At 38.1% G+C, this 25,089-nt stretch carries 18 protein-coding genes; 7 read left to right on the top strand and 11 right to left on the bottom strand.

Annotated elements, in window-relative coordinates; genetic code table 11:
* Positions 1 to 265 precede the first annotated feature (265 nt).
* Positions 266 to 1,111: a WYL domain-containing protein gene (locus tag RA178_RS20340; RefSeq protein ID WP_306683613.1), complete on the bottom strand. Its 846-nt coding sequence runs from the start codon at positions 1,109 to 1,111 to the stop codon at positions 266 to 268.
* 126 nt (positions 1,112 to 1,237) lie between these two features.
* Between RA178_RS20340 and mblB the strand changes: the two genes are divergently transcribed.
* From mblB to RA178_RS20315, 5 genes are all read left to right on the top strand, one after another.
* Positions 1,238 to 2,428 (top strand): anti-phage 6A-MBL system MBL-fold protein, encoded by a 1,191-nt coding sequence (gene mblB / locus RA178_RS20335; protein ID WP_306683611.1) that lies wholly within the window; start codon positions 1,238 to 1,240, stop codon positions 2,426 to 2,428.
* The gene (cap2-3, locus tag RA178_RS20330) at positions 2,415 to 4,661 is read left to right on the top strand and encodes an anti-phage 6A-MBL system cap2_3 protein (protein ID WP_306683609.1); all 2,247 of its coding nucleotides are present in this window, start codon (positions 2,415 to 2,417) and stop codon (positions 4,659 to 4,661) included. The genes mblB and cap2-3 overlap by 14 nt, the downstream gene beginning before the upstream one ends.
* 65 nt (positions 4,662 to 4,726) lie before the next feature.
* Positions 4,727 to 5,356, top strand: a complete 630-nt coding sequence (locus RA178_RS20325; RefSeq protein ID WP_306683608.1) for a hypothetical protein — start codon at positions 4,727 to 4,729, stop codon at positions 5,354 to 5,356.
* 151 nt (positions 5,357 to 5,507) lie between these two features.
* On the top strand, positions 5,508 to 5,762 hold the full coding sequence (locus tag RA178_RS20320; RefSeq protein ID WP_306683607.1) for a hypothetical protein: 255 nt from the start codon (positions 5,508 to 5,510) through the stop codon (positions 5,760 to 5,762).
* Positions 5,763 to 5,886: 124 nt separating this feature from the next.
* The gene (locus RA178_RS20315) at positions 5,887 to 6,177 is read left to right on the top strand and encodes a hypothetical protein (RefSeq protein ID WP_306683605.1); all 291 of its coding nucleotides are present in this window, start codon (positions 5,887 to 5,889) and stop codon (positions 6,175 to 6,177) included.
* A 268-nt stretch (positions 6,178 to 6,445) separates the two neighbouring features.
* On the opposite strand, the gene RA178_RS20310 is transcribed toward RA178_RS20315, so the two are convergent.
* The 5 genes from RA178_RS20310 to RA178_RS20290 are packed head-to-tail and all read right to left on the bottom strand — an operon-like array spanning position 6,446 to position 12,986.
* The gene (locus RA178_RS20310) at positions 6,446 to 7,036 is read right to left on the bottom strand and encodes a condensin complex protein MksE (RefSeq protein WP_263186578.1); all 591 of its coding nucleotides are present in this window, start codon (positions 7,034 to 7,036) and stop codon (positions 6,446 to 6,448) included.
* The gene (locus tag RA178_RS20305; RefSeq protein WP_306683603.1) at positions 7,033 to 8,436 is read right to left on the bottom strand and encodes a hypothetical protein; all 1,404 of its coding nucleotides are present in this window, start codon (positions 8,434 to 8,436) and stop codon (positions 7,033 to 7,035) included. Before RA178_RS20305 ends, RA178_RS20310 begins: the two co-directional genes overlap by 4 nt.
* Positions 8,433 to 11,357 (bottom strand): coiled-coil domain-containing protein, encoded by a 2,925-nt coding sequence (locus RA178_RS20300; RefSeq protein WP_306683602.1) that lies wholly within the window; start codon positions 11,355 to 11,357, stop codon positions 8,433 to 8,435. Before RA178_RS20300 ends, RA178_RS20305 begins: the two co-directional genes overlap by 4 nt.
* The gene (locus RA178_RS20295) at positions 11,350 to 12,135 is read right to left on the bottom strand and encodes a Wadjet anti-phage system protein JetD domain-containing protein (RefSeq protein WP_306683600.1); all 786 of its coding nucleotides are present in this window, start codon (positions 12,133 to 12,135) and stop codon (positions 11,350 to 11,352) included. Before RA178_RS20295 ends, RA178_RS20300 begins: the two co-directional genes overlap by 8 nt.
* Positions 12,135 to 12,986: a helix-turn-helix transcriptional regulator gene (locus RA178_RS20290; RefSeq protein ID WP_306683597.1), complete on the bottom strand. Its 852-nt coding sequence runs from the start codon at positions 12,984 to 12,986 to the stop codon at positions 12,135 to 12,137. The genes RA178_RS20295 and RA178_RS20290 overlap by 1 nt, the downstream gene beginning before the upstream one ends.
* Positions 12,987 to 15,322: 2,336 nt before the next feature.
* On the opposite strand from RA178_RS20290, the gene RA178_RS20285 reads away from it, so the two are divergent.
* Both RA178_RS20285 and RA178_RS20280 read left to right on the top strand, forming a co-directional pair.
* Positions 15,323 to 17,164: a hypothetical protein gene (locus RA178_RS20285; RefSeq protein ID WP_306683596.1), complete on the top strand. Its 1,842-nt coding sequence runs from the start codon at positions 15,323 to 15,325 to the stop codon at positions 17,162 to 17,164.
* A gap of 49 nt (positions 17,165 to 17,213) precedes the next feature.
* On the top strand, positions 17,214 to 19,799 hold the full coding sequence (locus tag RA178_RS20280; protein WP_306683594.1) for a UvrD-helicase domain-containing protein: 2,586 nt from the start codon (positions 17,214 to 17,216) through the stop codon (positions 19,797 to 19,799).
* On the opposite strand, the gene RA178_RS20275 is transcribed toward RA178_RS20280, so the two are convergent.
* Genes RA178_RS20275 through RA178_RS20255 form a run of 5 tightly spaced genes read right to left on the bottom strand, consistent with a single transcriptional unit; the run spans position 19,766 to position 24,970 of the window.
* The gene (locus RA178_RS20275; RefSeq protein WP_306683592.1) at positions 19,766 to 20,353 is read right to left on the bottom strand and encodes a hypothetical protein; all 588 of its coding nucleotides are present in this window, start codon (positions 20,351 to 20,353) and stop codon (positions 19,766 to 19,768) included. The two genes, RA178_RS20280 and RA178_RS20275, sit on opposite strands and share 34 nt — an antisense overlap.
* On the bottom strand, positions 20,343 to 21,500 hold the full coding sequence (locus RA178_RS20270; RefSeq protein ID WP_306683591.1) for a TniQ family protein: 1,158 nt from the start codon (positions 21,498 to 21,500) through the stop codon (positions 20,343 to 20,345). The genes RA178_RS20275 and RA178_RS20270 overlap by 11 nt, the downstream gene beginning before the upstream one ends.
* Positions 21,501 to 21,502: 2 nt before the next feature.
* On the bottom strand, positions 21,503 to 22,402 hold the full coding sequence (locus tag RA178_RS20265; protein ID WP_306683590.1) for a TniB family NTP-binding protein: 900 nt from the start codon (positions 22,400 to 22,402) through the stop codon (positions 21,503 to 21,505).
* Entirely contained in the window at positions 22,395 to 24,311 is a 1,917-nt protein-coding gene (locus RA178_RS20260) for a TnsB C-terminal domain-containing protein (RefSeq protein ID WP_306683588.1), read from the bottom strand. Before RA178_RS20260 ends, RA178_RS20265 begins: the two co-directional genes overlap by 8 nt.
* A complete protein-coding gene (locus RA178_RS20255) occupies positions 24,311 to 24,970 on the bottom strand; it encodes a TnsA endonuclease N-terminal domain-containing protein (RefSeq protein WP_263186770.1) in 660 nt (219 codons plus the stop codon). The genes RA178_RS20260 and RA178_RS20255 overlap by 1 nt, the downstream gene beginning before the upstream one ends.
* Positions 24,971 to 25,089 lie beyond the last annotated feature (119 nt).

Raw genomic sequence — 25,089 nt, 5'->3', positions numbered from 1 at the left:
AGAGGAATTCAGAATTCTGGCATTTTTACTATGCGTTGATTATAGCGATAACGCCAACATGCGGTAGCATCGGTGTTGCGGGCTTCACCCCTTAACGCTGCGTTACCCCATAGAAATTTTAATCCGAAATTCACCTGACACAGCCGACGTACTAACACGCTTTTGTCCCAAACCGAGTTACAACGTGTATGATATCTTAATTCTCAGTTGTAGCTCGATTAAACTTGGTTATAGCGGTTAGTATGAAACTTTGTGCTGCTAACTACTACAGCGGAATTGCACTTAGCATCACGATTTGTTGATTTTCACTAACAGTGGTTCCAGGCTCAGAAAGATGTAAACGTTTCTTAAAATAGTAGAGCATAGCTTTCCTCAAAATTACTTCAGTGCTACCGTTTAACATACCAAAATCATTTTCAATTGCAATTCGCTGTGCATCACTGTAGCTCGGGTTTGGTGCCAAAATCACTTTTATAAAGGTTTCCCAGTCGTAATCTTTTGGCAAATTTTCTTCTAGAGGTTTTAGGCTAATAATATCCATAATGCGACCTAGGACATAGTCTTTAAAAATATTATCTTTAAAGCAGTAACATCTTACATGCCAGCGAAAACCATCAAAAGCAAAAGTGCGAGGTTTTACCCACCTGTTTTCAGGTACAGGCCTACTCATTGACTGATAGTTTATCTCTACAATCAAATTTTCTCTTATAGCCTTAAGTAAAATTTTCAAAGTCTCGGCGCTAACTGACCGGTAAGGGTGAGGAAGTGTTTCTATTGGTGGTGGAATGCTTACAAAACTCTCAGAGTTTGAAAGAAGATTTGATTCTCTCCACAGCAGTTCATTCAAATACTGGTATGGGTTAGGATTAACCATAATGGCTTTGAAATTGTCCGAAGCAACATAAGCTTTCTCAGTTCTGTCATATACCATGTTGTTAGGTGCTAACTCTTGGTAGGCGGAAAAATCAAGAGATGCTTGGGGTATTGATATCCTGAAAAATTCAGTTAAATCTGAGCGATTTACTCTGCCTTCCCATTGCAGTCTGAAATCAATGAATTCTAAACGTCGTTCTTGACCCCAACGCCTAGTAAAGGTTTTTTCCTCCAACATTTTATCTTACCTCTGTTAGATTAATTTTTATTCGAATAAAAACTAGACTAGTATAATTTTTAGTTGTATCTTAGGTTATAACTTAATCAACTTTCATGCAAGTGACTCTTTGGATTTGGAGGTTATATGTCCGCAAAAATTGAATTTTTCCCTGTAGATAACGGTGATATGACGTTGATTCGGTTAGCGGATACGGTCTCCACAACATTATTGATCGATATTAACATTAGAAGTATGGCTGATGATCCAAACGATCAAACTCCAGATGTTGCTAAATTATTAAGAAAAACGTTACTCACTGATGGCATGGGGCGTCCTTATGTTGATGCGTTTCTGCTCAGCCATCCCGATAAAGACCATTGCTCTGGTTTGGTTAAACATTTTTGGCTTGGATCTGTGGATGACTATCCTGATGATGACCTGCTGCAAGCAGATAAACGGATCATTATTAAAGAGATGTGGTCATCACCAATGGTTTTCAGACGAGCATCAAAAAATTTGACGCTTTGTGATGATGCTAAAGCATTTAATAAAGAAGCTAAACGCCGAGTTAAACTTTGGCAGAACCAAGGTTGGGCTGCTGAAGGAGATCGTATTTTAATATTGGGTGAAGATGAAAATGGTAAGACAGATAACCTCACTGGCATCACTATTAAAGAGACTGAGACTATTCACAAAATTAACCAGAATAGTAGTAGTGGTTATTTTTCTGCGAAATTATTAGCTCCTTTTCCGAAGCAAGATGACGATGAGGCGGAACAACTGCTCTCAAAAAATCATTCAAGTGTCATTTTGAATATCGAATTATCTGCTTCTCAGTGGTCTAAAACTCCTACGCGCTTTTTAACTGGGGGAGATGCAGAAGTTGCTATTTGGGAGCGTCTATGGGAAAAGTATAAGAACACTCCTCAAGATCTATCCTACGATTTGCTTCAGGCACCACATCATTGCTCTTGGCATACGTTATCATATGATAGTTGGTCTAAATATCGAGAAGAAGCTAAAGTATCTGTTGATGCTCGTAGTGCATTGGGTCAAGCTAGAGATGGCGCAATAATCATTTCTAGCAGCAAGAAAATTTCTGATGATGATAAAGACCCACCATGTATTCGAGCAAAAAGAGAGTATTTAGACATCTTGAAACCCGTTGATGGTTCGTTTTTATGCACAGGGGATATTAAAGGATGTGAGACAATTGTGATTATACCTCAAAATGATGGAAGTGTGATCCGCAAAGTCGCTTCCGTAACTAGTGCTGCAGCTCTAATTACGGCTTCTAGTGCACCTCGGGCAGGTACGCATTATGGAGTTTTATGAGCTGGGGAGGTGTGTTGAGAATAGCGAAGATATTTTGCCACTCACTGCATCTCTAATAAGTGCATGCCAACAGAATCCGTATGTAGAGTTCATTGAACTTAGGGAAATAGCCGATGGTAGCAACCGCACAGAAGTCATTGTAATTGAGGTTGGTGATTCAACCATTCGTATGAACAACCCTGGACAAATAAAACGTCGCGAAAAGTTTGCCATTACGGTTGATCTGCAATCAAGTATTCCAGTTATATTTAGAGCTTTAAGAAAAGATTTCCCAACCATGGCACATATGTATTATGTGCCCCACAACACACCTAAAGCTCTTTGTCTTTACAATGTCAATTGGTCTACCGTCGAGCACCACTGGACTCCTGAAATGTTTATTCAACGCTTATTCTGGTGGTTGAGGGAATCATCAGAGCTCAGGTTGCACCGAAATGATCAACCATTGGAACCTTTGTTTTACCAAAGCAGCTATGAAGTGATACTGCCTGCAAATTTCATGGAGGTATTTTGCAGAAATGGATTATGTTTGACTCTTGAATGGGTCAATTATGAATCAAATAGCCATAAAATTTTAAGAGCTAAAGTAACCAAGGATACAGGCAATAAAGAGTTTTTTGAGGGGGATTTTAAGTGTGTTAAGTTTTTTGCAGATCCAGTCGAATCAAATTCTATATCAAACTATCCTAGCACTTTAGCTGAGTTAAGTGAAAAGCTCGGTGCTGAGAAGTTTGATAGGGAATTGTATAATTCTATCTACAACCTAGTTCCTGAAAATGGAATAACAGCTAAGCAGTCAGGTGTTGAGCGCCTATTTATTTTAGTCTGTATTCCCCGACACCTAAACGGCGAGTTTCATCGATACGATGTTATAGGATATTTCCTAAATGTTTCTTTTTTTGAATTAGCTAAAGATTTCGAGGTAATTAGTCATTATGCTCAAAATAATAAGTGGCATAAGATAAAGCTTATTGGTGGAGTGGCCATAGAAGATATAAGTAGTAGCATTTGGAAGAGGCATCACTTATTGCCTGTGGAAATTCGAAACAGTTTAAACAGTGAATTTGCCAGAAATATATCAGGAATTGACGCTAGTAATGCATGTTTTAATGGCATTATCGCTGGTGTTGGTGCGCTTGGAGGATTGCTGGGACAGATCTGGGCAAGGGGAGCATGGGGACAATGGTGTTTTGTCGATCCAGATTATCTTAATCCTCATAATTTAGCACGTCATGTAGGATATGATTACATGCTAGGCAGACCCAAGGCTGTAGTACTTCAGGCTCTAACTAATGATATTTATGCACATGCTGAAACCCATAGTGCACTTCACTGTTCTATTACAGATCAAAATAATGAACTGATAATGGCACTGGAAAAGGCATCAATCTTAGTTGATGTTACTGCCTCATATAATGTACCTCGTGAGCTGTCTGTAAGAGAGGATGTACCAAGAGTTGCTAGTCTATTCCTGACGCCATCAGGTAGTAGCTGTGTATTACTTATGGAGGACTCACATCGTTATCTCAGATCAGCAGATATAGAAGCACAATATTACAGAGCTATTTTGAATAGTGAATGGGGAAATATTCATCTAACTAATCACCAAGGCGATATATGGGTCGGTGGTGGATGTCGAGATATCTCAGTTAAATTGGCAGATGATAGATTACATCTTTATGCAGGAGTTTTGGCGAAGCAACTTAGACGAAGAGTTGATATACAAGAAGCACAAGCCTGTGTTTGGTGTGTCGAAGAGGTTACGGATGCTATATCTAGTCATGAGATTAAACTTTATCCAGTGACTCGAGATATTAAAAGTGAATGGGTAGTTATTTATGATGAAGGACTTATAAATAAAATTCGTAGCATTAGGCTAAACGCTTTGCCATGCGAAACCGGAGGAATTTTGCTTGGTATTGTTGACACAAAAAGTCGCACTTTACATTTGGTAGATGCTTTACTCCCACCAAATGACAGCATAGCTAGTCCAGTAAACTTTACTCGAGGAATAGAAGGATTGTCAGGAGCTTTGTCGTCAGTTCATGAACGTACGGCTGGGATCGTAGATTATGTTGGCGAATGGCACTCTCATCCGAATGGTTGTAGTGCGAGTCCAAGCTCTGATGACAACCAACTCATAACGAGGCTTGCTGAGACTATGCGCCATGATGGGTTACCAGTGCTGATGCTTATTGTATCAGACACTGAAATCAGCTGTACTATCATCTGATGAATCGTATGTTCTTTTATTAGATAAAATTGAATTATCTTCAAATCTCGTTTCAGAGGGGTTGGATGGTGAGTTTAAAGGATAGCAATAACATTAAACTATTTGGTTTAGTCTGTGCAGCTCTGTTGATTTGCTCATGGTTTCAATTTGGCGTTTTAGTAAAGCATGAACTTACGGATTACTTGCTGTTTGGCGCTTATAGTACGTTATTTTCTGCCGTTATCGTAATGATTAATAACGTAATGCCTAGTGTTTTAAAGCATAAAATAATTTTTACTCGGTTTAAGAATGAACTCCCCGCTTGTCGCCTTGATTCAATATGTAGAAAGGACCCGAGAATTCTATTCAAGGAAGTGGAGGGCAAGTGGCCAGAAGTTTTTTCCTCTGAAACCGATCCGCATACTAGAAATGGGCTGTGGTACAAGCTAATTTATAAGCCAGTCATTGAGTTACCGCAGGTGAGCCAAGCACATCAGAACTTTTTACTATATAGGGATGTTAGTTCGTCGATAATAGTTATCTTATTACTCATTGCTTGTTACGATGTCTGGAGATATTTGAATAGGCTTGAGTTTTTAGTTATAGAGATAAATGTCTATATCGTGTTAGGATTGTTTGCTTTGCTAGCATTAATATCTGCTAGAAATAATGGTGAACGTTTTGTTTTAACCACAGTTGCTGCGCATGAATTTTAATATAGGTCTTTTAAATGTCAAACAACCTGAACGAAGTAACTCTAAATCATAGCAGCTAAATTTATTCCATTGTTAATATTACAGTGTTTTTAGTAGTTTTAAAACTTTCAGCCTAATGTGATATAAATTCGACTGGTGGAGGTATTGATGTATGAGTGCCAAAGAATGGATTTATCAAAATAATGAGTTGTTTGGACTTTATCAAGACATTACCTTCGATAAGGATAATGATAATCCTGCAGTGATTGAAATAACCAATCCTATTGATTTCAAAATAATTTATGAATCAAACACTGAAGGAAAATCTTTCGGAAAGCTGGAGGCTGAAATTCCTGCTGATGTATTTGATAAAATTGCGATTGCATGGTGCAAAAAGAGAAAGCTCCAAGATATTTTCGGTGGTTAAGTTGGTTTGGAGTTTGGTAATCCAAGCTGTGATTAGGCCTGATTTATATATTATATAAGTGATAATGGACGTATGAACTATTTTGAAGAGGACCCCTTCTAGGTAACGTAAGCCTGGAGGGAAAATGAAAAAGCTAAAATCACACTACATACCGAGTGTAGATGAGGAACATTCAAAATATTTATGGTGGCGATATCCTACTATTCGTAGTGGGTTTCATAAATATTTCAGTACTAAACAAGAAAAAAGTTTTTACTTTATGCATTTGATTGAATGCAAGGGGTACCCAGTTAAACTCCGTGCTGCTCGTGGGAAACCGCTCGCAGATCCTTGGGATGATTACCCTGCGCATGTATTTGATGTTGCAAAAAGTTGGAAGCATAACTCAAAAAGAAAGCACCAATATTACCGTTAAGGTTGATAGTACTGTAAGGTCAACAGCTATAAAAAATAGAGGTAATAATTTTTGATACTAAAGCCATCGTCATTATGCTCGATTAACGAGCTAATATCGGTGGTTTTTTTATGGCTTCACGAAGACAAATAAAGGACAACACAGTGCCTCGACTTGGTAAGTAATTCATCACCCTCCACAATCATTATGTGTCCACCATAAGATCCCACTTCCAATTACAAAGAAATTTGATATTACTAAACGACGCACCACTCACATTTTACAAATCTCACAAAGATGATATTTCCTTTTGCCTATTTATGAGTGTTTCTATCAGAACTAATGCTCCATGGCTCAAAACATGGCGTTTTACATCGACTTTGAAAGAAAAACCACGTTTTCTTAAAAACTCAATAGCATCTTCAGATGATTTTAACTTTAGCGATTGAAGAATTAGAAGTGATTCATCTTCATTTAATAAGCTTAAATCTTTTGCAGTTATCCCTCTAACAGGTAGACCTAGAGTGGATAAGACTTGGCCTCTCATAGTTACTAATCGTGAGATTATAGTCAGTACTGCTAGGATCTTAAGGCTTATTTCATCGAAATCTTCTTCGCAACTTTCGTTTGCCGTAAGAGTTTTGATGTAGAAGTACTTTCCCTGCTCATCATGGATAAGTTGATAGCCAAGGTGGAAATAAAAATGGGTGTAATGGTCAAAATTCACTACTATTTCTTGATATAGAGGGTTGTTGTGGAAATCAGCTTTTGAAGCTGAATATTCAAGTCGATTTATTACGCTACTGCTATAAAAATTCTGATAAATTTCCTTTGAAAGTTCATAATTGGCGCTAATAAATGTGTTTTTAATGCTATTCATGAAATTGACTCCGAAATGGATTCTAAAAACCGAACGCGATAATGCAACTCATGCGTTGAATCTTCTAAGGTATTGAACTCATTTAATAAAAAAATGTTATACTTGCCATGAGTATGCAGCTGCGAACCAACTTCAAGTAGATCTGGAAGTTTAAAACCTTTTAGTTCATGGCGCAGTGCATCATGGGCAACCTTTAAGTAATCTACCCCGAGCGGCCACTCAAATGTATTAACCCATTGATTCAAATTTATAGAATGCCTCATTTCCTCTGCCCGTTTTTTGGAAATACTCTCTTCAAACGGCAAGCTATCTTCTACGCTCACCTTTCCGTTTAAGCTTCGTTCTGCCAATTCCTCAAAGGCATTATTTAAAAAAGCTGGTGATTTCTCTAATTTAAATGAAGGTAATCTACCAAGAGAAGCAATATTGTGAATTGGGCCGAGAGCCTTTAAGTCGCTAATTGAAATGAATTTGGTTCGTTGATCTCCATTCAAAGTGTTTTCATAAGCCGTGCGCAAGATGGTAAATGCACATTCGATAGCGTTATGCTCTTCAATTGAGGTTTTAGTTTTTTTCAAATAGATGTTTATGTTGTCAGCCACTCGCTTAACTGGCTCGAACAGATCTAAATACTGCAATTGATATCGCAGCATCCCGCCTTCTGATTCATTATCATTCAATGAGCGAAACAATCTTTTGAACTTCTCCAGCGTCCTAATAATACCTGGACCGTCTTGGTATTGTGTGTCTTTGTCCAAAAATATGCTCAGAGGTTCAATTTCCCGTTGGTAAAGCCGAACCGCGTATTTATATTTGGCTTTTGCTAGGTCGATGTTTGTGTGGCTATCTTCGATATTTCTCTCAAACTGTTCCCCTACACGCTCCAACTTGCTGATATTAGCATTAATCCTACCTAGCAGTTCACTGACCCAATGATTAATCTCACCCGTCCAATCATAATATTCATCGGTACCAGGAATGATAGAGAGTTGATTGACATCGATTTTATTGGCCATCGCCCAAATCGATTGCATCGCATTGTTCAACGCTATCCCTGTTAGTGGTCGATAAAGACTAATTTTACAAAGTCTGAAAATTTCCATGACCGATGTGTTAAACCACAATTTGGTAACACCATTGGCTATTTTACGGTCATTCAAAATTTTAGCTTGCCGCAAATTCTGGAAATCAAAGGTCAGACCTATTTCTTTTGCGGCCTCAGAACCTGCTTGGTATTGGTATTCAGCCACAAAACGTAAATAGTCAGATTCAGCAATACCAGAGCCTTGCTGACGGTCAGTTTCTTCAATAATGCTGAACATTATAGCGCGGTATTTCAACAACCTTTGTAACGTCTCAACTGTACTAAACTGCTTAGTTACTCCCCCTGATTTTGTCATTCAAAAACCTCAAACAAAGTTTGCAGTGGTTTAGCTTTAATGCTTTCTTCGCCTATTGTAAAACATACGTGGAGTCGTGATTTGTTATAAGGTTTGCCAGTCTTTAATTCATCCATAATCAGATAGTTTTTAAATGGTATGATTAAATCGGCGCTTTTACCATGAGTAGTTACACCTATGAGCCAATGTCCTTTTTCATTTAATCCGTTGATCACACTTGGAAATTGCTCACTGCTAACTTTGCCAATTTCATCTATCACTATTGGGAAAGCAATATGCGATGTATCACTCGATAAACGTTGTATGAAAATGTCGCACAAATGCGTATTAATAAGCATTTTTGTCGAAGTGGATTGATCTTTGGTATCCCATGTTTCACCAATTTTTTTAGTACAGTAGCGAGCATGTTGGATGATATTGTCCATTCGTAGTTTGCCGTCTATAGGGTTAACTGCATCACTTTTTAAGAACTTTTGAAGTCGGATATACCATTCATCAGGCAACGTGCCTTCACCGCTCATGTCATCAAAACTGCGCCAACTTTCAATGAGATCGTCAAAATGTGCATTGAGGTCAACCTCTAATTTCACTGCTTCTAAATCATTGATTTTGGCAGAATGTAGTTCTTCATTTGTTTTCTTTATCGTTAGCTCAATTTTTTCTTTTGTTTTACTTAATCGCTCTAATCTATTCCTCACATGATCGTTATGGATCTTGGTTTCACGGGTAAGCACATCATAACTATCAGGCAATAATTCATATTGCCTAGTTAGAGATTCAAAGGTATCGATGATGGATTTTTCATCACCGTGTTCCTCCAGTAAGTTGTAATCATCTGATATGATGCCGCTAATAATTAGATTACGTAATTCATTTTTAATTAGATCCTTTACTCGAGCAATATTTTCTAGCTTCATAATAAGCGATTTTGAGAACTCTTCTGACTGAAGGTTGGTTACATCAAAATCAGTGCTTTTAGCCAAAGAATCAATCAGCAATTTAACATTACTAAACCTCAGCAACACGTGCTCTTGATTAGAAATTGTAGTTGTCAGCTTTCGAATACCCTCTTGGCATGTATTAGTCTCATTTTTTAAACGAAAAAGCTCATCTTTAGCCAACTGACTCTTGGGGGAAAGATCTGCTAGTTGTTGAATTAACTTTTCAAATTCATTACTCAAAACATTTTTTTCAATAGCAAGTTCTGATAATCGTTTTTGAAAATATTGATATTGACTTAAAATGGCTACGTCATCATTGAGTAATTTAATTTCTTGTTGAATTTTTGATATACGACTGACATCGTGCAAGGTTCTGTCTGTATCAACCTGCATCAGTTTTTTACGTTCTTTTTCTTGTATTTCTATCTCTTCTTTGGTCTTGTCTATTTGGCTATCTATATCGTTAATTTTTATGCCGCTATTGAATTCGATTTGAGCATCAAAAAAGAAAAGTTTTGGTCCTTGTATGGTCATTAACTCAGAATACCCCACCAAACTGTCTAACTCTTTTTTGAGTAGAGCTCTTCCTGGGTTCGCATCAGCCAAATATTTGTTGGCCGAATACAACTTTTTCCATACTGTTCTGTCTAGTTGCCTATCGAGGCTATAAGCACTATTCGTCTTACGCTTTTCCAGTACATCGAGTTTATTTTGTAGACTCTTGATTGTGACATCCAATTCAGCAATGCGTTTTAGTCTTGCATTTTGATCGGTGTAGAGTTCTAGCATTGTATTTTGTTTTTGAAGTTCTTCCTGCAAGATTTCCAGTACTTCTTCTACAGATAAATTAGCGTATGGAGAACAAATCGTATTGCACTTTTGAACTGATGATTGATTATTTTGAATTTCTCGCTCTTTGAAATTAATCATCTTTTCGTGGCTGTATCTATCTTTTTCCAGTATTGATAATTTCCCACTTAATTCCAAGACTTTATTTTCAGCATCATTTTGTTTGGATGCCAATTGAGAAGCTATTTCCGTCAAACTAGATTTATAAGCTTTTAGATTGACCCAATACTGAGCGAAAGTGTTAGCAACCTCATTTTCTTGCGAAAGAGCTTGATAATGGTCTTTCATAGACTCGTACTTAGGCTGACTGTCTTTAAGCCTATCTAGTGCTGACTTACGGTCTTTTAGATATTGCTGTTCTGAAATTATATGACCGATATCAACCTCTAAGGCTTGACCGCTGTCATCGTGCCCTTCAACTGCTGTTGCCGTTATTAATCGCAATGAGCGACTATCTTGATTGAATAGCATCTTGACCAGTGCTCGTAACGAATCAACAGCATTTGCACGTTGCTCATTCATTGGAAACACGACAAATGGTGTCATGTTTGGTTGTAAAACATTCACCTTATAAAGCGCCTGCTCAAGCTGTTCAACTTGATTAAACTGTTTTGCCCCTGAATTAATGCTTTTCAATGTGCTGAGTAATTGCTTCCCAACTAATTGCGTAGGACGACCACCTGCTACACCATGAGTTTTATCCCAAAATAGATGTTCAATAGCATCATAAGGTTCTTGGATAAAACAACGCTCAATGCGGAAGTTTTCAAGTTTCGAGATAATTTGGCAGTGCCGGCGAGTCGAACCACCAATCAATCTATGCTCAACCTCTAAAATTAAACGACTATGCTCATCTGGAAAGTAGTAATCGTATATCTCATTTTTATTAAAATACTTAACGTCTGCACAGTCACCTGCGCCAGAAATGAATGCAAACTTCTTGTCTGAATCGTTTAAGTTTACTTCTGGTAGCAAGAAAAATCGTACACAGTTGACGATACTTGACTTTCCTAAATTACCAGTACCCAACAATGCACGATTATCGTCTAAAGGCACTTCTACATAAGCAAAGTTTGCCGAATTTACGGCTATGACGCGTTTAAACGATACAGTGAACATCTCATTACGCATTTTCATCCCCTATGAGTATTTCTTGCTCCAAAAATCCACAGCTTATTTCAAGCAGTGTGGTAAATGATTCAAATTTATGTGCTTTGGCTTTTCTTAGTGCGCGGATAAAATGCGTGGGATCGTCAGGTGGTTTGCAGTAATGAGCGTAGCTAAGTAGATTTGGTGGTATTACAAATTGGAGTTTATTTCCAACTGATTTTTGCAGTGTTTCATAAATCTCCAACCCGGCTAAATCATAGTCAGGGCAGTAATGTATCGTATCAAAAGACTTCAGATACCTAGTGGCATTAGGGTGTGTAATCGCTTTGCCGGATGACCAAATGATGAGCGTATCTTCTGGTAGTGTCGTTAGCCCCAAATTGTGTATAAAAGCTGGGATGCAGGTAAAGCACTCACTGTTCTCGATCAGCACAGCTGTTGTGTTCGATAAGGAATTTAGATGTCCTGGAATAACAGAGTCAGCTTGACAACCAATAGCCAATAGCTCATTCGGACTGTTCAGAGGTTTCGCCACTAAATATGCCACGGATGTTCTAAACGAATGTGAATCCCCTTTTAGAGAAGCATCTGTGCGTGATGTGGCAGGTTTAAATCGCTTAATCAACTCTTCGATTACATCAGGATCGGCGGGTTTTAATTTATAACTGTCACCTTTGATGTGTGTGAGTTGACCAAGTGAATCGAAACCGATTTTTTGGGTGTTAAACAGTTTTCTAGCTCTAACTGCATTGAAGGTTTTACCTAGTTTGATAGCAGTTAAATATTTGTGGATAGACATTAATCAACCTCACTAAATAAGTAAGGCGTTAACTGGTCGATGTTCTTTACAATCAACGGATGTGCTTTGGGTGGTGCATCAACGCTTCTGCCTAAGCGGTAAAATTGAATAGTGTAATCAACCAAAGCGGCTCTAGTGCGAATAACAAATTGGTCTTTTTTGCCATAATCATGAAAGACCAGATTACGCTCAGTTTCTGAAAGGCATGGATTAGCATCTATATGTATTTCAACAATTCTACGCCACAGTACATCATCTTCTTGGGGCTTGCTGGATTTATCGGTAAATGAAAGATCGTTCATTCGACCGATATTGAAATCTGCGTAGTCATTTCGTTTGAAGCAAAACGCTCTACAGTGCCAACGAATTCCATCATTGCTTATTGCGTGAGGCGCAATTTCTCGTCTGAGGCCTGCAGGATTTGAACGGCTTCGATATAGCAGTGATATCTTGCGATTCTGGCGTATCGCTTTTAGCAATACCCGCATAATGACGGGATCTGGATTGCTGATTTGAGCAATATGATCTGCAATAGTGTCAAGCCCATAGAGCTGCTTAATGTGCTCATTAGAATGGCTTAGCATATAACCAGAATAGGATGACCAAGAAAGTGGGATGTAATGTGGGGAAAACTGTTCAGTTGGGATGTAGATTTTCTCTGCGTCTTTAGCATCATAAACGAGGTTGAGTGGATGGCGCTCACGATACTCCTTTATCACCCTGCCGATTAAGTTAGCGTTAATGCCAAATAGTCTCGATAAGCGTGACGCATTAACGCCACCTTCCCAATAAGCCATGTACTCAATGGCTTTAAAACGGACCTTCAGTTGCTCGTTAATGATGTCCACCATTATGTATCATACAAAATAACTTATACATATTAATTGATACGATTGAGGGTTGTAAACCTGTTTGTTAATTTGTGAACGAAACTGAGAAAATATTAGTATCAGAGTTTGAGTATGAACGTCAGTATGTTAATGAGGCTAAAAGTCGTCTAGTGAAATAGTGGCGATGCAGGCTTTACCAGTAGGACTACTTTGGTAAATAAGACGGCTTAACTTCACTTAAGTATATTTGCATCCATTTGAGTGCTCAATTCTTTCCCAGCGATACCGGTATTCAGCATTATTAATAAATAAAATCATCATCTTGCATGTTATGCAACAAAATTAAAGGTATTCCATTTGCATAAGTTAATACTGCGGCACTCGCTAATCCGGCCGTTCTTGATGCATACTTGCTTGAACAAGCTGTATTATCAAATAGAGTTGAAGTTGAAATCTTTATGACTCAGTTAATTACAGCCTTAAGTTATCTTCCTAAGAAGTATACTGAGGTATGTGATTTGGCTAATGAGATCGGCATAACAATTGCCTCGTTAGCGGGTAGAGAAAAGTACATAGAAAGCGAGTGCATTAGAGGTAGTAAGCATGGCTTTCAATGATTAGAAAAATATAAACTGTGATGGATAGGTTGTTGGTAATGAATAGAAAATCGATGAATGCGTTTTGGGCCCATGCGTTTCCGTGTGTGATTATCTCATGTTGTATGCTGGGTTTTGCCTGGTTAGCGATTCAGGAGCCTGATGTGAGTCTATCGGTAAACTATCTTGTAGCGGCTTCCGTTTCGTTTACATTTACGATGATAGGCTATTGGGGGTATTGTAAATATTACGCTTCAAAAAAACCGCACAGTGCATTATATGCTGTTATTTATACTTTTTTATTTCCATTTTTTTATCTGCCAAGCACAATCTTCCATAGGCATTGGTAAGTATGAGTGGAACTAAAACCGTGTCTGCTAATAAATTTGGCGCTGATATTCGCGGCAGTGTGGAACACCTAGCGGAAACACGTAAGTGTTATTCACACTGAATGATGCGTGAAGTGATTCATAAATACGTTGAGAGAGAAAAAGCCCGAAGACTTGCACTAAGGTGCACTACAATCTAGGGATGAGAACTAAACATCGGGTTTACAAGTCACAGGTGATGAATAGTTGGAGTTTTGATGAAATGAACATTAAAGGCTGCACAAGTATGCCACAGGTAAGATTCACCATAACAGAATTGTGTGATTTGGAAGGTTACGTGAATTTCTTCGTATCAAACTCCCCCCAGTTGCAAAGCGGACCGAGATTGCAATAATCAACACTATTTAATAAGCTCAGAGTATATTCAAAAAATCGGTCGTCCTATGGACGATGTGGGGCGTACTTTTAAGAATTGTTGTCGACTTTAAGGATAGTGGCGATTTTTTGCTGCTTGCCATTGTTATTTTTCCTTTGGTAATGTGATCTAAAATTTGCAATGCAAAAAATCATTTTGGAGGTTTAATATGAGTATTCAATTACTGTCAGTTTTTGTCATGTTGATTACCCTTGGGCTTATCGTGGCATCCGGTGTTGTGTTGTACCGAGGATTTAAGGAAAGATAGAGCTTTACTCACCTCATTAGAAACACGCTATCGAGCACCATTTGCGGCTATACTGGCGTGCTTTCCACTTAGATGAATCAAATCTCAATAAATTGATTCAAAGTTATGCAGCACCCAAATATTTCGCTGAAATATGCCTGTTTAAGCCCGATGGCGACTGCTTGTTTTTTCCCGCGGAAAATAACGGCGCTTCCTCGATGCTAGCGGCTTAGAATCGCCTTGTGATTGGATGTTTGCTATACCCTGAATTACACCGATAGCCTTCAATTTGAGGTATCTGCGATGTGACATTGGGCGATATGGCAGTCGTTGTTTGCTCACTTAAGAAGTATAAAACGGAATTCGCATGACCAGCTGAAGAAACCGCAGTATCGCTGCGTGCGAGTACCGCTAACCATTTTCCTTGAGCAGCTGTAATACTGATATAGAAATAGCAGTAAGATATTATTTGCTTATTTGGAATCAAATTACCACCCATCTATACAAATAGTATTTTTAGCACGTATTCAGCATGGCCCCCATATCTGTGGGTTTGTTTTTAAGTGTTTGTTTTTGTTGGTTTTAAATTTTTAATTTGATTTGCCTTTTGGGAGGGATATAAGGTTTGCTGTTTTTTATTTTGCAAATATTGTAAAAGATGTCTTTCACTTTTATATCTGTTTTATCAAAACAAAGTGTAAAAACAGTGCTGTACGCGAATGGTTTTGCTGTGATAGATTCCGAAGTCGTCAAATTTGGAAAGGTTATTAATGACTCATCAGCAATTACTGGCGCTTTTTAATAATGATCCTACCACCTTTTGGAGGGTAGATTGGTACGGTTATATCCAAACTGCAGATGAACATGGCGAGAAGTATGCTGATCCGCACGTAGAGCTATACCTGTCAAAGGTTGCAGTTCCTTCTGTTGGGAAATTTGACTTCAACTCAAAAAATTCTACTCATTATCATAATCAACTAAAAATTAATGTTCCTATAGAATGGTTGTGTAGTCTTAGAATTGGTGATGTCTTAAACCAGAAGTCAGTTTTTAGTACTGGGGAGCAAAATCACTGTATTGCTAATTTTCAAGATATTAATATACATGAAGATAATATTTTGCATGTGGCAGCGGGGACCAAGGCACCCAATGGTGAATTTTATCTTCCTTCTACACATCATCCGTATCACCTGAAAGCTACAAAAGTACGTTGTGCAATAGTGGATACTAATCGAAAAGTAAAATTAGTGATACCTCACTATGTAATACTCCAAACGTATTTCTCTAAATGTTCATTTGTGTTCCGGCAGCTCTTTCAACACGCCCTTTCTTTGGGTTCTCTATATGATGCAGATAAGTCGTTTATCGATGATGATTTACGTGCATTTATACACTTAAAACAGCGTGTTCATGATATAGCGGCTCCAGAAGTAGCAAGAATTGCGTTTGATACTGAAACTCAAGTGGCGGCTAAAAAAGTTAGTAGCTCGATCGCTGTACAAATTGTCAATAAAGAAAACTATTTGTTCCCGACAACACAGTTTCCATTTGCTGGTCATACCAATCTTAAAGTTTATGGCAAATGGTGTGGAAGTGATAAGCTTCGTACATTCGTTGTTTTCGGTATCTTAGAATGTACTTCTGCATTTCCATTTCAGTCTCTGGATTTTTTTCGTGATGCGCCAGGAGATAAAAATAAAAACTTTCCCCTTGATTCTTCAAAACCAAATGCAGATAAAGGTGAGCCAAAGCTAAGAAAGAAACGCCCCGTATTGGATATCGATTTTAGCCCTGAATTGACAGTCACTCCTGACAATAAGCTATTCAATATGGACGTTAATGTTAAACCTAGGACTATACACCATGGACTGACGTTGATAGCTAAAGTTAGAGTTGAACCTCATAAGCCAAAAAATGGCTATAAATCTCCAATAGATACTGAGAATGTAGATAAAGGGAATGCTGGGGATGGAAAGCACAATGGTCACGGTGCTCCAATAACCTTTGTCACTGAAGGTGAAGTAGAGCCTGAAAACGGAAAATTTATATTTAGCTCTAAAGTAGACCGACTTAAATTATTTGATGAAGTATGCTCTATATTAAAATTAAAGCACAGAGTTATAAGTCTAGAGTATCGATTGTCTCAATCCCAACGTCGAGATAACTATGCTCGTTTTCCACAAGTTAATAACAGTAATGGCATTAAACTTAATTGGCCTTATTCGAATTATAGAAAAGGTGTTCAATTAAAAGCAAATGAAAAACTGGAGTTAAGAAAAGTGGCTGTTGTGGAACTCCAGTTACTGGATAGCTTGGTTTATCTATTTGAAGCTGAGAGAAGAATTCAAGAGCAATTCAATGGTTGGGTTGAGTTGGATCAGCCTGCATTATTCTTAATACAATCTCAGAGTAATGTTAGGCTGTCTGATTTTCAATTAGAAATCATTCTGAAAGCATCTGCTGAAAATCGTGGTATTTGGCAATTTGATATATTACAGCCAACTTTTAAGTGCTCCTCTATGAAGCACCCCGACAATGATACGATTGATAAGAGCTGTTATCTTGAAAAATTTGTTGAAATTATTGATACAAAGTTAGGTGTGGGAAATTAAATGCTCTCTATCTCAAAAATAGTGATGACATAAATGGCAGGTATCAGTTTTGGATATAGAGAATAAATTTAGCAGAATTAAGCATTGGTTTAAAAATCAATGGTTCGCAACTGGTTATGATGTCGAGAGACTAGTTAACACCAACAGAAATTACCTGATGGCTCTTGAGAGAAATGATGAAGTCATTAAGGCGCATGATGCTGAAGTGGGGGATCTTGAGAGAACTATTGACAGGCTAAAAGTCGAGCATAAAAAACAAATACGTGAATTAGAGCAGCTAGTGCAAGGTAAAAATCAACAATATACCGACAAGGTAAATGAAATTGATAAAAAATACCGTAACCTTATTATTTCACTCTGCGAAAGCTATAATATTCGCTCTCCTTTTGATGCTCATCCAAGTTTTGAGCCTATAGTTCAGAAAGATTTTTTTCAATTTTCTGAAATGCAACAGTTGCTATTCTTAGAAAAGCTCAAATCTATAAAGATAGAACCCAATGATGAACAAAAGATGATGTTATTCAGTGAGAACCCATCTACTTGCGTTCAGGCTGGTGCTGGATCTGGTAAATCTACAATGTTAGCTTCTAGAGTCGCTTTTTTGCATTTGGAAAAGAACATACCTCTTGAGAACATAACTGTCACTACATTTACGCGAGAGTCCAGGCGTGAATTCATAGAGAAGCTAATTAACAATATAAATCTGCTTTCTAACGGTAGAAGAACAATAGATTATGACATTGGGAAAAGAGTTGTTAGGACATTTCACTCTATTGCTTACAAAGTCCATAAGATATGTGGTGATGGTCGACGCATTATTTTTGATGATTGGACACCGCTCTTCGAAGATAATGATGGTAAAGAAGTTGATATTGAAAATTTAAGTGATTTATCTGTCGAAGAACGTAAAAAAAAATATAAGAGAGATCGCTCAATTCCAGCCATGTCCGATGTGATGATCTGGGTATATAAACGGACTTATACAGCAAACCTAGAATTTAGAGTGTTGATAGATGAATTGTTCAACGCATCGATTAAGCAAATGTCCTTTAATCAAAAAAGTCCAGAAAAGACAATAATTTATAAAGCTTCTCATCAGGTGGAGAAGTCTCTATCTGATCTGCTTTTCAGTGATTGGGTCGCCGCCAATATGGAGCTCTACAGCACGCAACTTATAAATTTCCCCCCAATTGATACGTATAAAGTTGAAGATGGTAATACGACCGTTGAGTTGAATTATCACGTGTATTTGCCTAAGCAGAATGTAAGAGTCTTTTTAAGTGATTTGGGGAGATATTATAAAGAAAAAGCTGAGTTACCTAGTTTTGAAAATTCTAAATACCCGTTATCATCTTGGGTCTTGTGGAGAAAGCTGTTTGTTCACTTTAAAGCAAGTAATAATTATATATGGGTTGATTCATATTCAGCACTCCAAAAGCTGCTGAAAAGGGAAGAGGAGTATGACGAAACCATCCCACCGCCGCTGTTCTCATATGCTTGTGTTGGAGAGCTAGTTAAGAGCCTTGGCGATAGAAGTTTTTCTCCGATTTATGACCAGTTTCATAACCTCTCTGAGTTTATTTACTCTTTAGGAAATTCAATTTGCGATATTGACTTGCACAAAAATGTTAGATTATTTAATGGCTTACCATCTAGTGATTATCGTTTTCTGAAGGCTGCAATTATCTTTAGTAAAGCGCTAGAAGCTAAATTGATGGAAGAGAAATTGATAACTTTCGAGCAAGTATTTCATGAATTTAAGGATGAGCAGCATCAGGGGTTAAACTCATGTACAGCGAATAGTTTGTCGTGGTGTGAGCATCTTCTTATTGATGAGTTTCAGGATATTTCACGCAATATCATTAACTTTCTTAATAACATTAAACGTATCTATGTAAAGAAAACTCAATCAGGTTCAATTATGTTTGTCGGTGATGGGAACCAGTCAATTTATGTGTGGAGAGGGAGTTCTTATTTATATATAAAATTCCCAGATAAGTACTTCCCTGTCCCCTGCAAATTTTCAATGCTTACATTGCGTAGCAACTATCGCAGTTCGGAAAAAGTTATTAAATTTGCTAAACTAGCGCTTGATAAAATAGGAACAGGTGGCTCACTTGTTGCCGCAAGAGTCGGTAATAAGACAATGGAATCAATACTGTTGATTAAAAGGCCGATTGAGAAAATGCTAGATTATGATCGGCTCGCAGAGCATCTTGAGAGCGAAGTAAACCGTATTGAAGCCGACGAGAAGAAGCCAGTTTACCTTATATTCAGAGGACATGGATTAGCCAAAGATACAGGATACAAAAAGTGGGATGACATATTTCATAAGCTGACAAATTCTGGGCAAGTAAAAGATTTGACAATTCATACCAGTAAAGGGCTTGAAGCAAAATCTGTCTTTATTCTTGGCGATATAACTCCGGGAACTTGGAATCCCCTCAAAGAAGCTATTTACTCTTGGTGTGGTGTTGATATTACATATGAAGAAGCACAGCAACATGAAGCATATTGCCTAGGTTATGTTGCTATTACAAGAGCCGAAAATAATGTGTATTGGTATTTGAATGATCCCAAAGAAAATGGCTTAGCTAGTTGTTACTTGGCGAAATGGCCAGCAATTGTCAGCTGATCCAAAGGTATGCTAACCCTGGCCTCTGAGGACTCTAACTGGCCAGACTCACAAATCACAAACCAGTGATTATGATCCCTGTTAAACGCCTTTCTGTCTCCGGCTAAGAAATGTGAAAGGAGATTGCCCGAATATTGATTGAGGTATACTCCAGGTGGAATCTGACTGCGTCTGTAAGAAAGAGTTTTAGCGTATGCACCAGGATCGTCGAGCGCGAGCTGTGGCATCACTTTTTGCTCTAACTTGACTATATTTGCAAGTTGCTTTGCCAGTTCAGTGAGGTATTGTATTTCGTGCATAAAGCTTGTTGAGTTATGACGACTAATATCCCTAACAGGATTGTTTAAATATTCATCAATACAGTATCTGTCCTGTGTGGAAATACTTTTAATTAAATGTTCTGCTTGAAGTTGTAAGTAAATAAAATATTTTGTGTGTTTTACCAAATCCTCCTTGCTCATGTGTTCCACCATGTCTAGAGATAACTCTATTTGGTCATCGATATTTAACTCAAAATCATGTTCATAATTTGATAAGTTGCCGCTATTGTTCATTACTTCTCCTCATGTACGGCAAGTGAAACTGCCTTTCTTTTTGATAACTTTTTAGCACTTTCTTGATTACTGTTGAATCTTCGTAGCCCAATATACGATTTAGCTCCGAAGCATTAAGACGTTTTCTATGAGCGACTAAATAGTCAATTGCAGCTTTAATGCTCTCATCAGATGGTTGAAGGTTAGGAAAATAGAGGTGGTGTTTAACTACGCTTTCTAACCAGAAGGGAAGCAATGGTTTTTGCTTTGTCATACAGGTAAGGTCTGAATAGGTTACATTCAGATTCTCACAAAGGATTAAGAATTTGGTCGGCCATTGATCGAAGACGCTAGATAGCTCACACATAGCTCTATAACGATATTCATGCGTCATTATATCAGGATCGATGAAGTCGTTTATAGAAGTGCTGCCAAGGTCTTTTTGGAGAACGCATCTAATCAAGTGCCTAAGAACATAGAAAAAAGAAAAAGAGTAAATCCACTGTTTATTGTCGAGACTGACATAGCCTGATTTTAGAATTTTTTCATACCAGACAGTATCTATCATAGTTTGCAGTTCTGCCTGTATTACAGTCGTCTCTTTTAAATTGAAGCCACATCTGAAGCATTGAGTTATTTCCCCTAGAAAGGGCATTTTATATTTATTTTTAATTTCATTTTTTAACGGCTGGATTGGTGAATAGCATTGAGGACACCTATCATGGAGTTGGCAAGCGTGCTTGGTACAAACAGTAATCAGAGATATACGCCACTGTTTTCTAAAGTACGGCTCTCCCTCAGATAAGCACATAGGGCAAAATTGAAGACTAAAACGTTTGTAATTATTTGGTTTTATACCTTCCTGTAGAATACAGGTTCTTCTATTTACTTTAGGTGTTGGTTGTTCAAATAAATATCCTGCAAAGCTATCAATAGTCGTACCTAAAGCTGTCTTATATGAAGTGCTAAGCATTTGCGAGAATTTTCTGACGACATTTTCTGTCGTCAAATAATCATAGTTGTGATGAGTATTTTTCATTTCAGGGGTCAATAGGTGACAAAGGGAGAAAAAATTTTGTCCGTTTGCTCTGGCAGCCCTATATACCCAAGATGAAAATATTTCATCTTGCAAAGGTTGTGGATGAACGGGCCAAGGCATTGCAGTCATGCTTAGCCGTTCTCACGCCGACGTATCGTGGGTGCTCGCCAGTCTAAGCTTGACAAAATATCCAAATCTATTTTTTCATTGCCAGTTTGGATAGCTAAAACAGCTGCTTCAGAGATGACTTCAGACAATTCACCTAAAAGCCCTTCACTCATCATTAATAGCTTTTTAGAAAGCTCTGGACTTTTGAGATTGGAGGGTTTTGACAATGGCATCATGTGTTCAAAGCTTGCAAGTAAACGCCGAAAATCAGTGTTGTATTCCCAGCGTGGCAAGTAAACACTCTTAAATCTGTTATCAAGCTGTGGATCCGTTTTTATTGCCCGTAAAGCATCCTTAGTGCCTAACCCAACGATAGGGATTTGTAATTCGTTCCCTAGATTCCTTAAGACACTTAGAAAGGTGCGCTGCTTTTCTAGGTTGCCCGCAAGCATGGAGTGTATTTCGTCAATCATTAGCATGTTCACATTACAGGCTTTCATTAATTTGATAACTTGATACTGCTTTTTCTCTACGGGATCTGAGGTTCGATAGGGAGCGAATAGACTCTCTAAAATATTACTATATAACCTAGATTCATTTGGGACTGGAGGCGATTGAATCGAAAGTACTGGCACGACAATGCTCTGACCATCCTCGTTTTCATATGCTTTATTCAAAGCTGTAAAACGGTCAGCAATCATTGTCTTGCCACTATTACTGTCACCAATAATCAATAAATTTGGCATTCGGTGTTTCTTTGGATACACCAACAAATCCTCAAGTTTGCCGATAATTTCTATTGCCTTGGGATAGCCAATCCATCTCGAAGACCTTATATATTCAATTCGTTGTTCAACAGGAAGATTTAATGCGTTCACTGCTTCAGCATTCAAAAATGAGTTTGTCTCTATCAAATTAGTCATGAGGCCTAACCTCTATCATTTCTTCAAACGGTTGAATATCATCGTCATCTGGTAAAGGTTTCTGCACTTTTGGTATATCTGTCACAGCACTTTGTATAGCATTCGTGTTTTTCATTGATGGCAAAAAAGTAGAGGCTTTTTCCTGGGATGATTTTCGTCGCTGTCGTGCACGACGAGACTTTTTGGTTTTTTCGACGGCGTCTTGTTCAATCTGCCTCATTTTTTCCAAAGCACAGAAGATCATTTCTTCATCTATTTCTGTATTGCCTTCAGATTTAAGTTGTTTGCGGACGGCTTTTAGCTCCCAGAGACTCATTGCTGGGTGCGTATTATTGCGATATGGGATTGGAAAATAGGTTTTGAGTTGAGGATCAAAGAACCAGATAACGCTGATATCCCTAGGGTCTACCCTACAGATAAACAAACGCTTCAGTTTGCTTCGTCCCTCGACAGTACTGTTAATCCAAACCCGTAAAACATCGTGGAAATAGTAGATGTCAAGGATTCGTATCCCATAATCCTGAACAGTTCGTTCTTCATATGGTAGGAAATTAAGCATAAGCGTTTGTTCGTCTTCTATCCTACGAGGTAAGCCGATACCTTTGGTATTTTTGGTGCCTAAAATTCCTTCTTCATATTTCTTTAGTGGCGAGCATCCAATCCCTGTGTGCACTTTTTGGTGATATGACTCTGTAATTAGAATTGCCAACCAGCGTTCAAATTCAGAGAGTGTTAAAGCGGACTCTTTGTCTGAATCATAGCCTTCTCTTTGCTTGGTATTAGAGAATGTTGTGCCAGGTAAGGCATGAATTTCTTTAGCAAATGTGCCAAGAAGTCTTTCTATATGACCACCATAATGTGGTCTGGCTACAGGTCGCCATTCCAGATTGATGCTATATTCTTCACATGCTTTTTGCAGCATGTTGCCTCTGAACTCCTTCGCATTGTCAGCATGAACAGTTCTGGGCAGCCCCCAACATGGCCAAGATGCCGCGATGTCATGCAAGGCTAACCAATTATCTTTTGGTAGAATTGCATGTGACAAACAGATACCTGTGCTGGTTGCGCTTGGTGGGTCGAAGGATATATAAACACCTACAACCATACGACTATAAACATCAATCGCCAATGTTATCCAGGGGCGGCCAATCGGAAGCCTATATTCATCATCAACTAATATTAAATCAACCGGCGTATGGTCAATCTGAATTACTGCCAGAGGATAGTCTGCATGAGGAAATGCACCTTCAGTAACACCAAACTGACTCTCAGCTTTTTTAGAACCGAATCGTCGAGTAACTCTAAGTTGTTCTGACAGCACCTTAACACGATTTCTTACTGTGTTAGGGTGTGGTGCGGTTAAATTCGCCTGATGACATTGCAGTGCGACCACACTGTAAAGAGTAGAAATAGATTTACGTTGCTTGGAGAGATATTCTTCTTCAATACATGCTGAAATTATTGCTTCAACTTCAGCAGGCAGCTTTTTGGTTCCAGCATCTTTTCTAGTCTTTGGTGCGAGACTCGTGAGGAGGCTATTCGGTTCATAGAGCTGTAGCCATTTATAAATTGTATTTATATGTAGTTGATACTTTTTTGCAACAGCTTCAACGTCAGCTTTGGTTCTCCCTGGTTTATGCACTAATGGCTGAATAATTGCCATTCGTTCCTGAGCCACTCTCCAGTCTTCATCTAAAATTGCATCTATTATTGATGTTTTATGTGTATCTGTATCACTGGATATGGTGGATACTTCAGAAATTTTAAGCCGCTTAATTTCATGAGTCAGCACATTTTCCGCGAGAATGTGTTCTAGGCTTATTAGCTGTACCACTACGAAATGCTTACTATTGTAGTAAACAGAGCTGCCTTGCTGAAGTGTTACATAACTATTCTTTCGTCTAGCCATTAATAGTTCTCCAACCAAATTCTAGATGACATAGTAAGCGGCAGGTTAAGGTCTGTTGCAACTCTTCGCGAACCAATCAAATGCCAAACGGAGGGGATCAGTTCTGCTTGATTCCATTTGTCGTTAAAAATTGACGCTATCAAGGCTTCTATAGAACTTTCACGCAAAACAACCAGTCGTTCGAGTAAAAGTTGCTCGTGCGACTCATCAAGAGAGTTATTCATATAAGGCAGTAGAAACCTAGCATTTTCCATGTAGTTTGTTCTTATTTCACGATCGGTGATTAGTTTGAAGCGCCAGCCCATTTTTTTTGAATAACGTATTGCTGCTTTAAATTTTGGTTTGTACTCGGCCCAGTTTTCTTTGATATCACTACGATATTTGACTTCAAAGAGGACCGTATCTGTCGAGCGAAAAATACCCTTTGAAGGATAATAATTAACGAGAGCGTCAGGGTGGTAACTTCTTGACTTTCCATATGAATCAGCCCAGATAATTTTTACTGGCTGAGTGTCGTAGTTTCTGACGTTGGACTCAAACTCAAGGATGGTAAAGAAATCTCTCTCCAAAGTTGATTCAAAAAGAACTCGCTTAGACTTTTTAGCTGAAGCTAAACCTGTAACATTTCTATAGTTTTTAGGTATTTGACGTACTGGCATATATGAATGCAACCCATTACATTGAATTGATGTATCTTCCAATCTATTACAATACACTGATGTTCTTCAGTACGCGTTAACTTTGTAATTTCAGGGGATTATGGGTAATTATTATATTA

The organism is Shewanella oncorhynchi, assembly GCF_030848765.1.
In the GTDB taxonomy this organism is placed as follows: Bacteria; Pseudomonadota; Gammaproteobacteria; order Enterobacterales; family Shewanellaceae; genus Shewanella; species Shewanella oncorhynchi.
The sequence above is the reverse complement of the archived record's forward strand: the minus strand, read 5'-3'. Positions and strand labels throughout refer to the sequence as shown.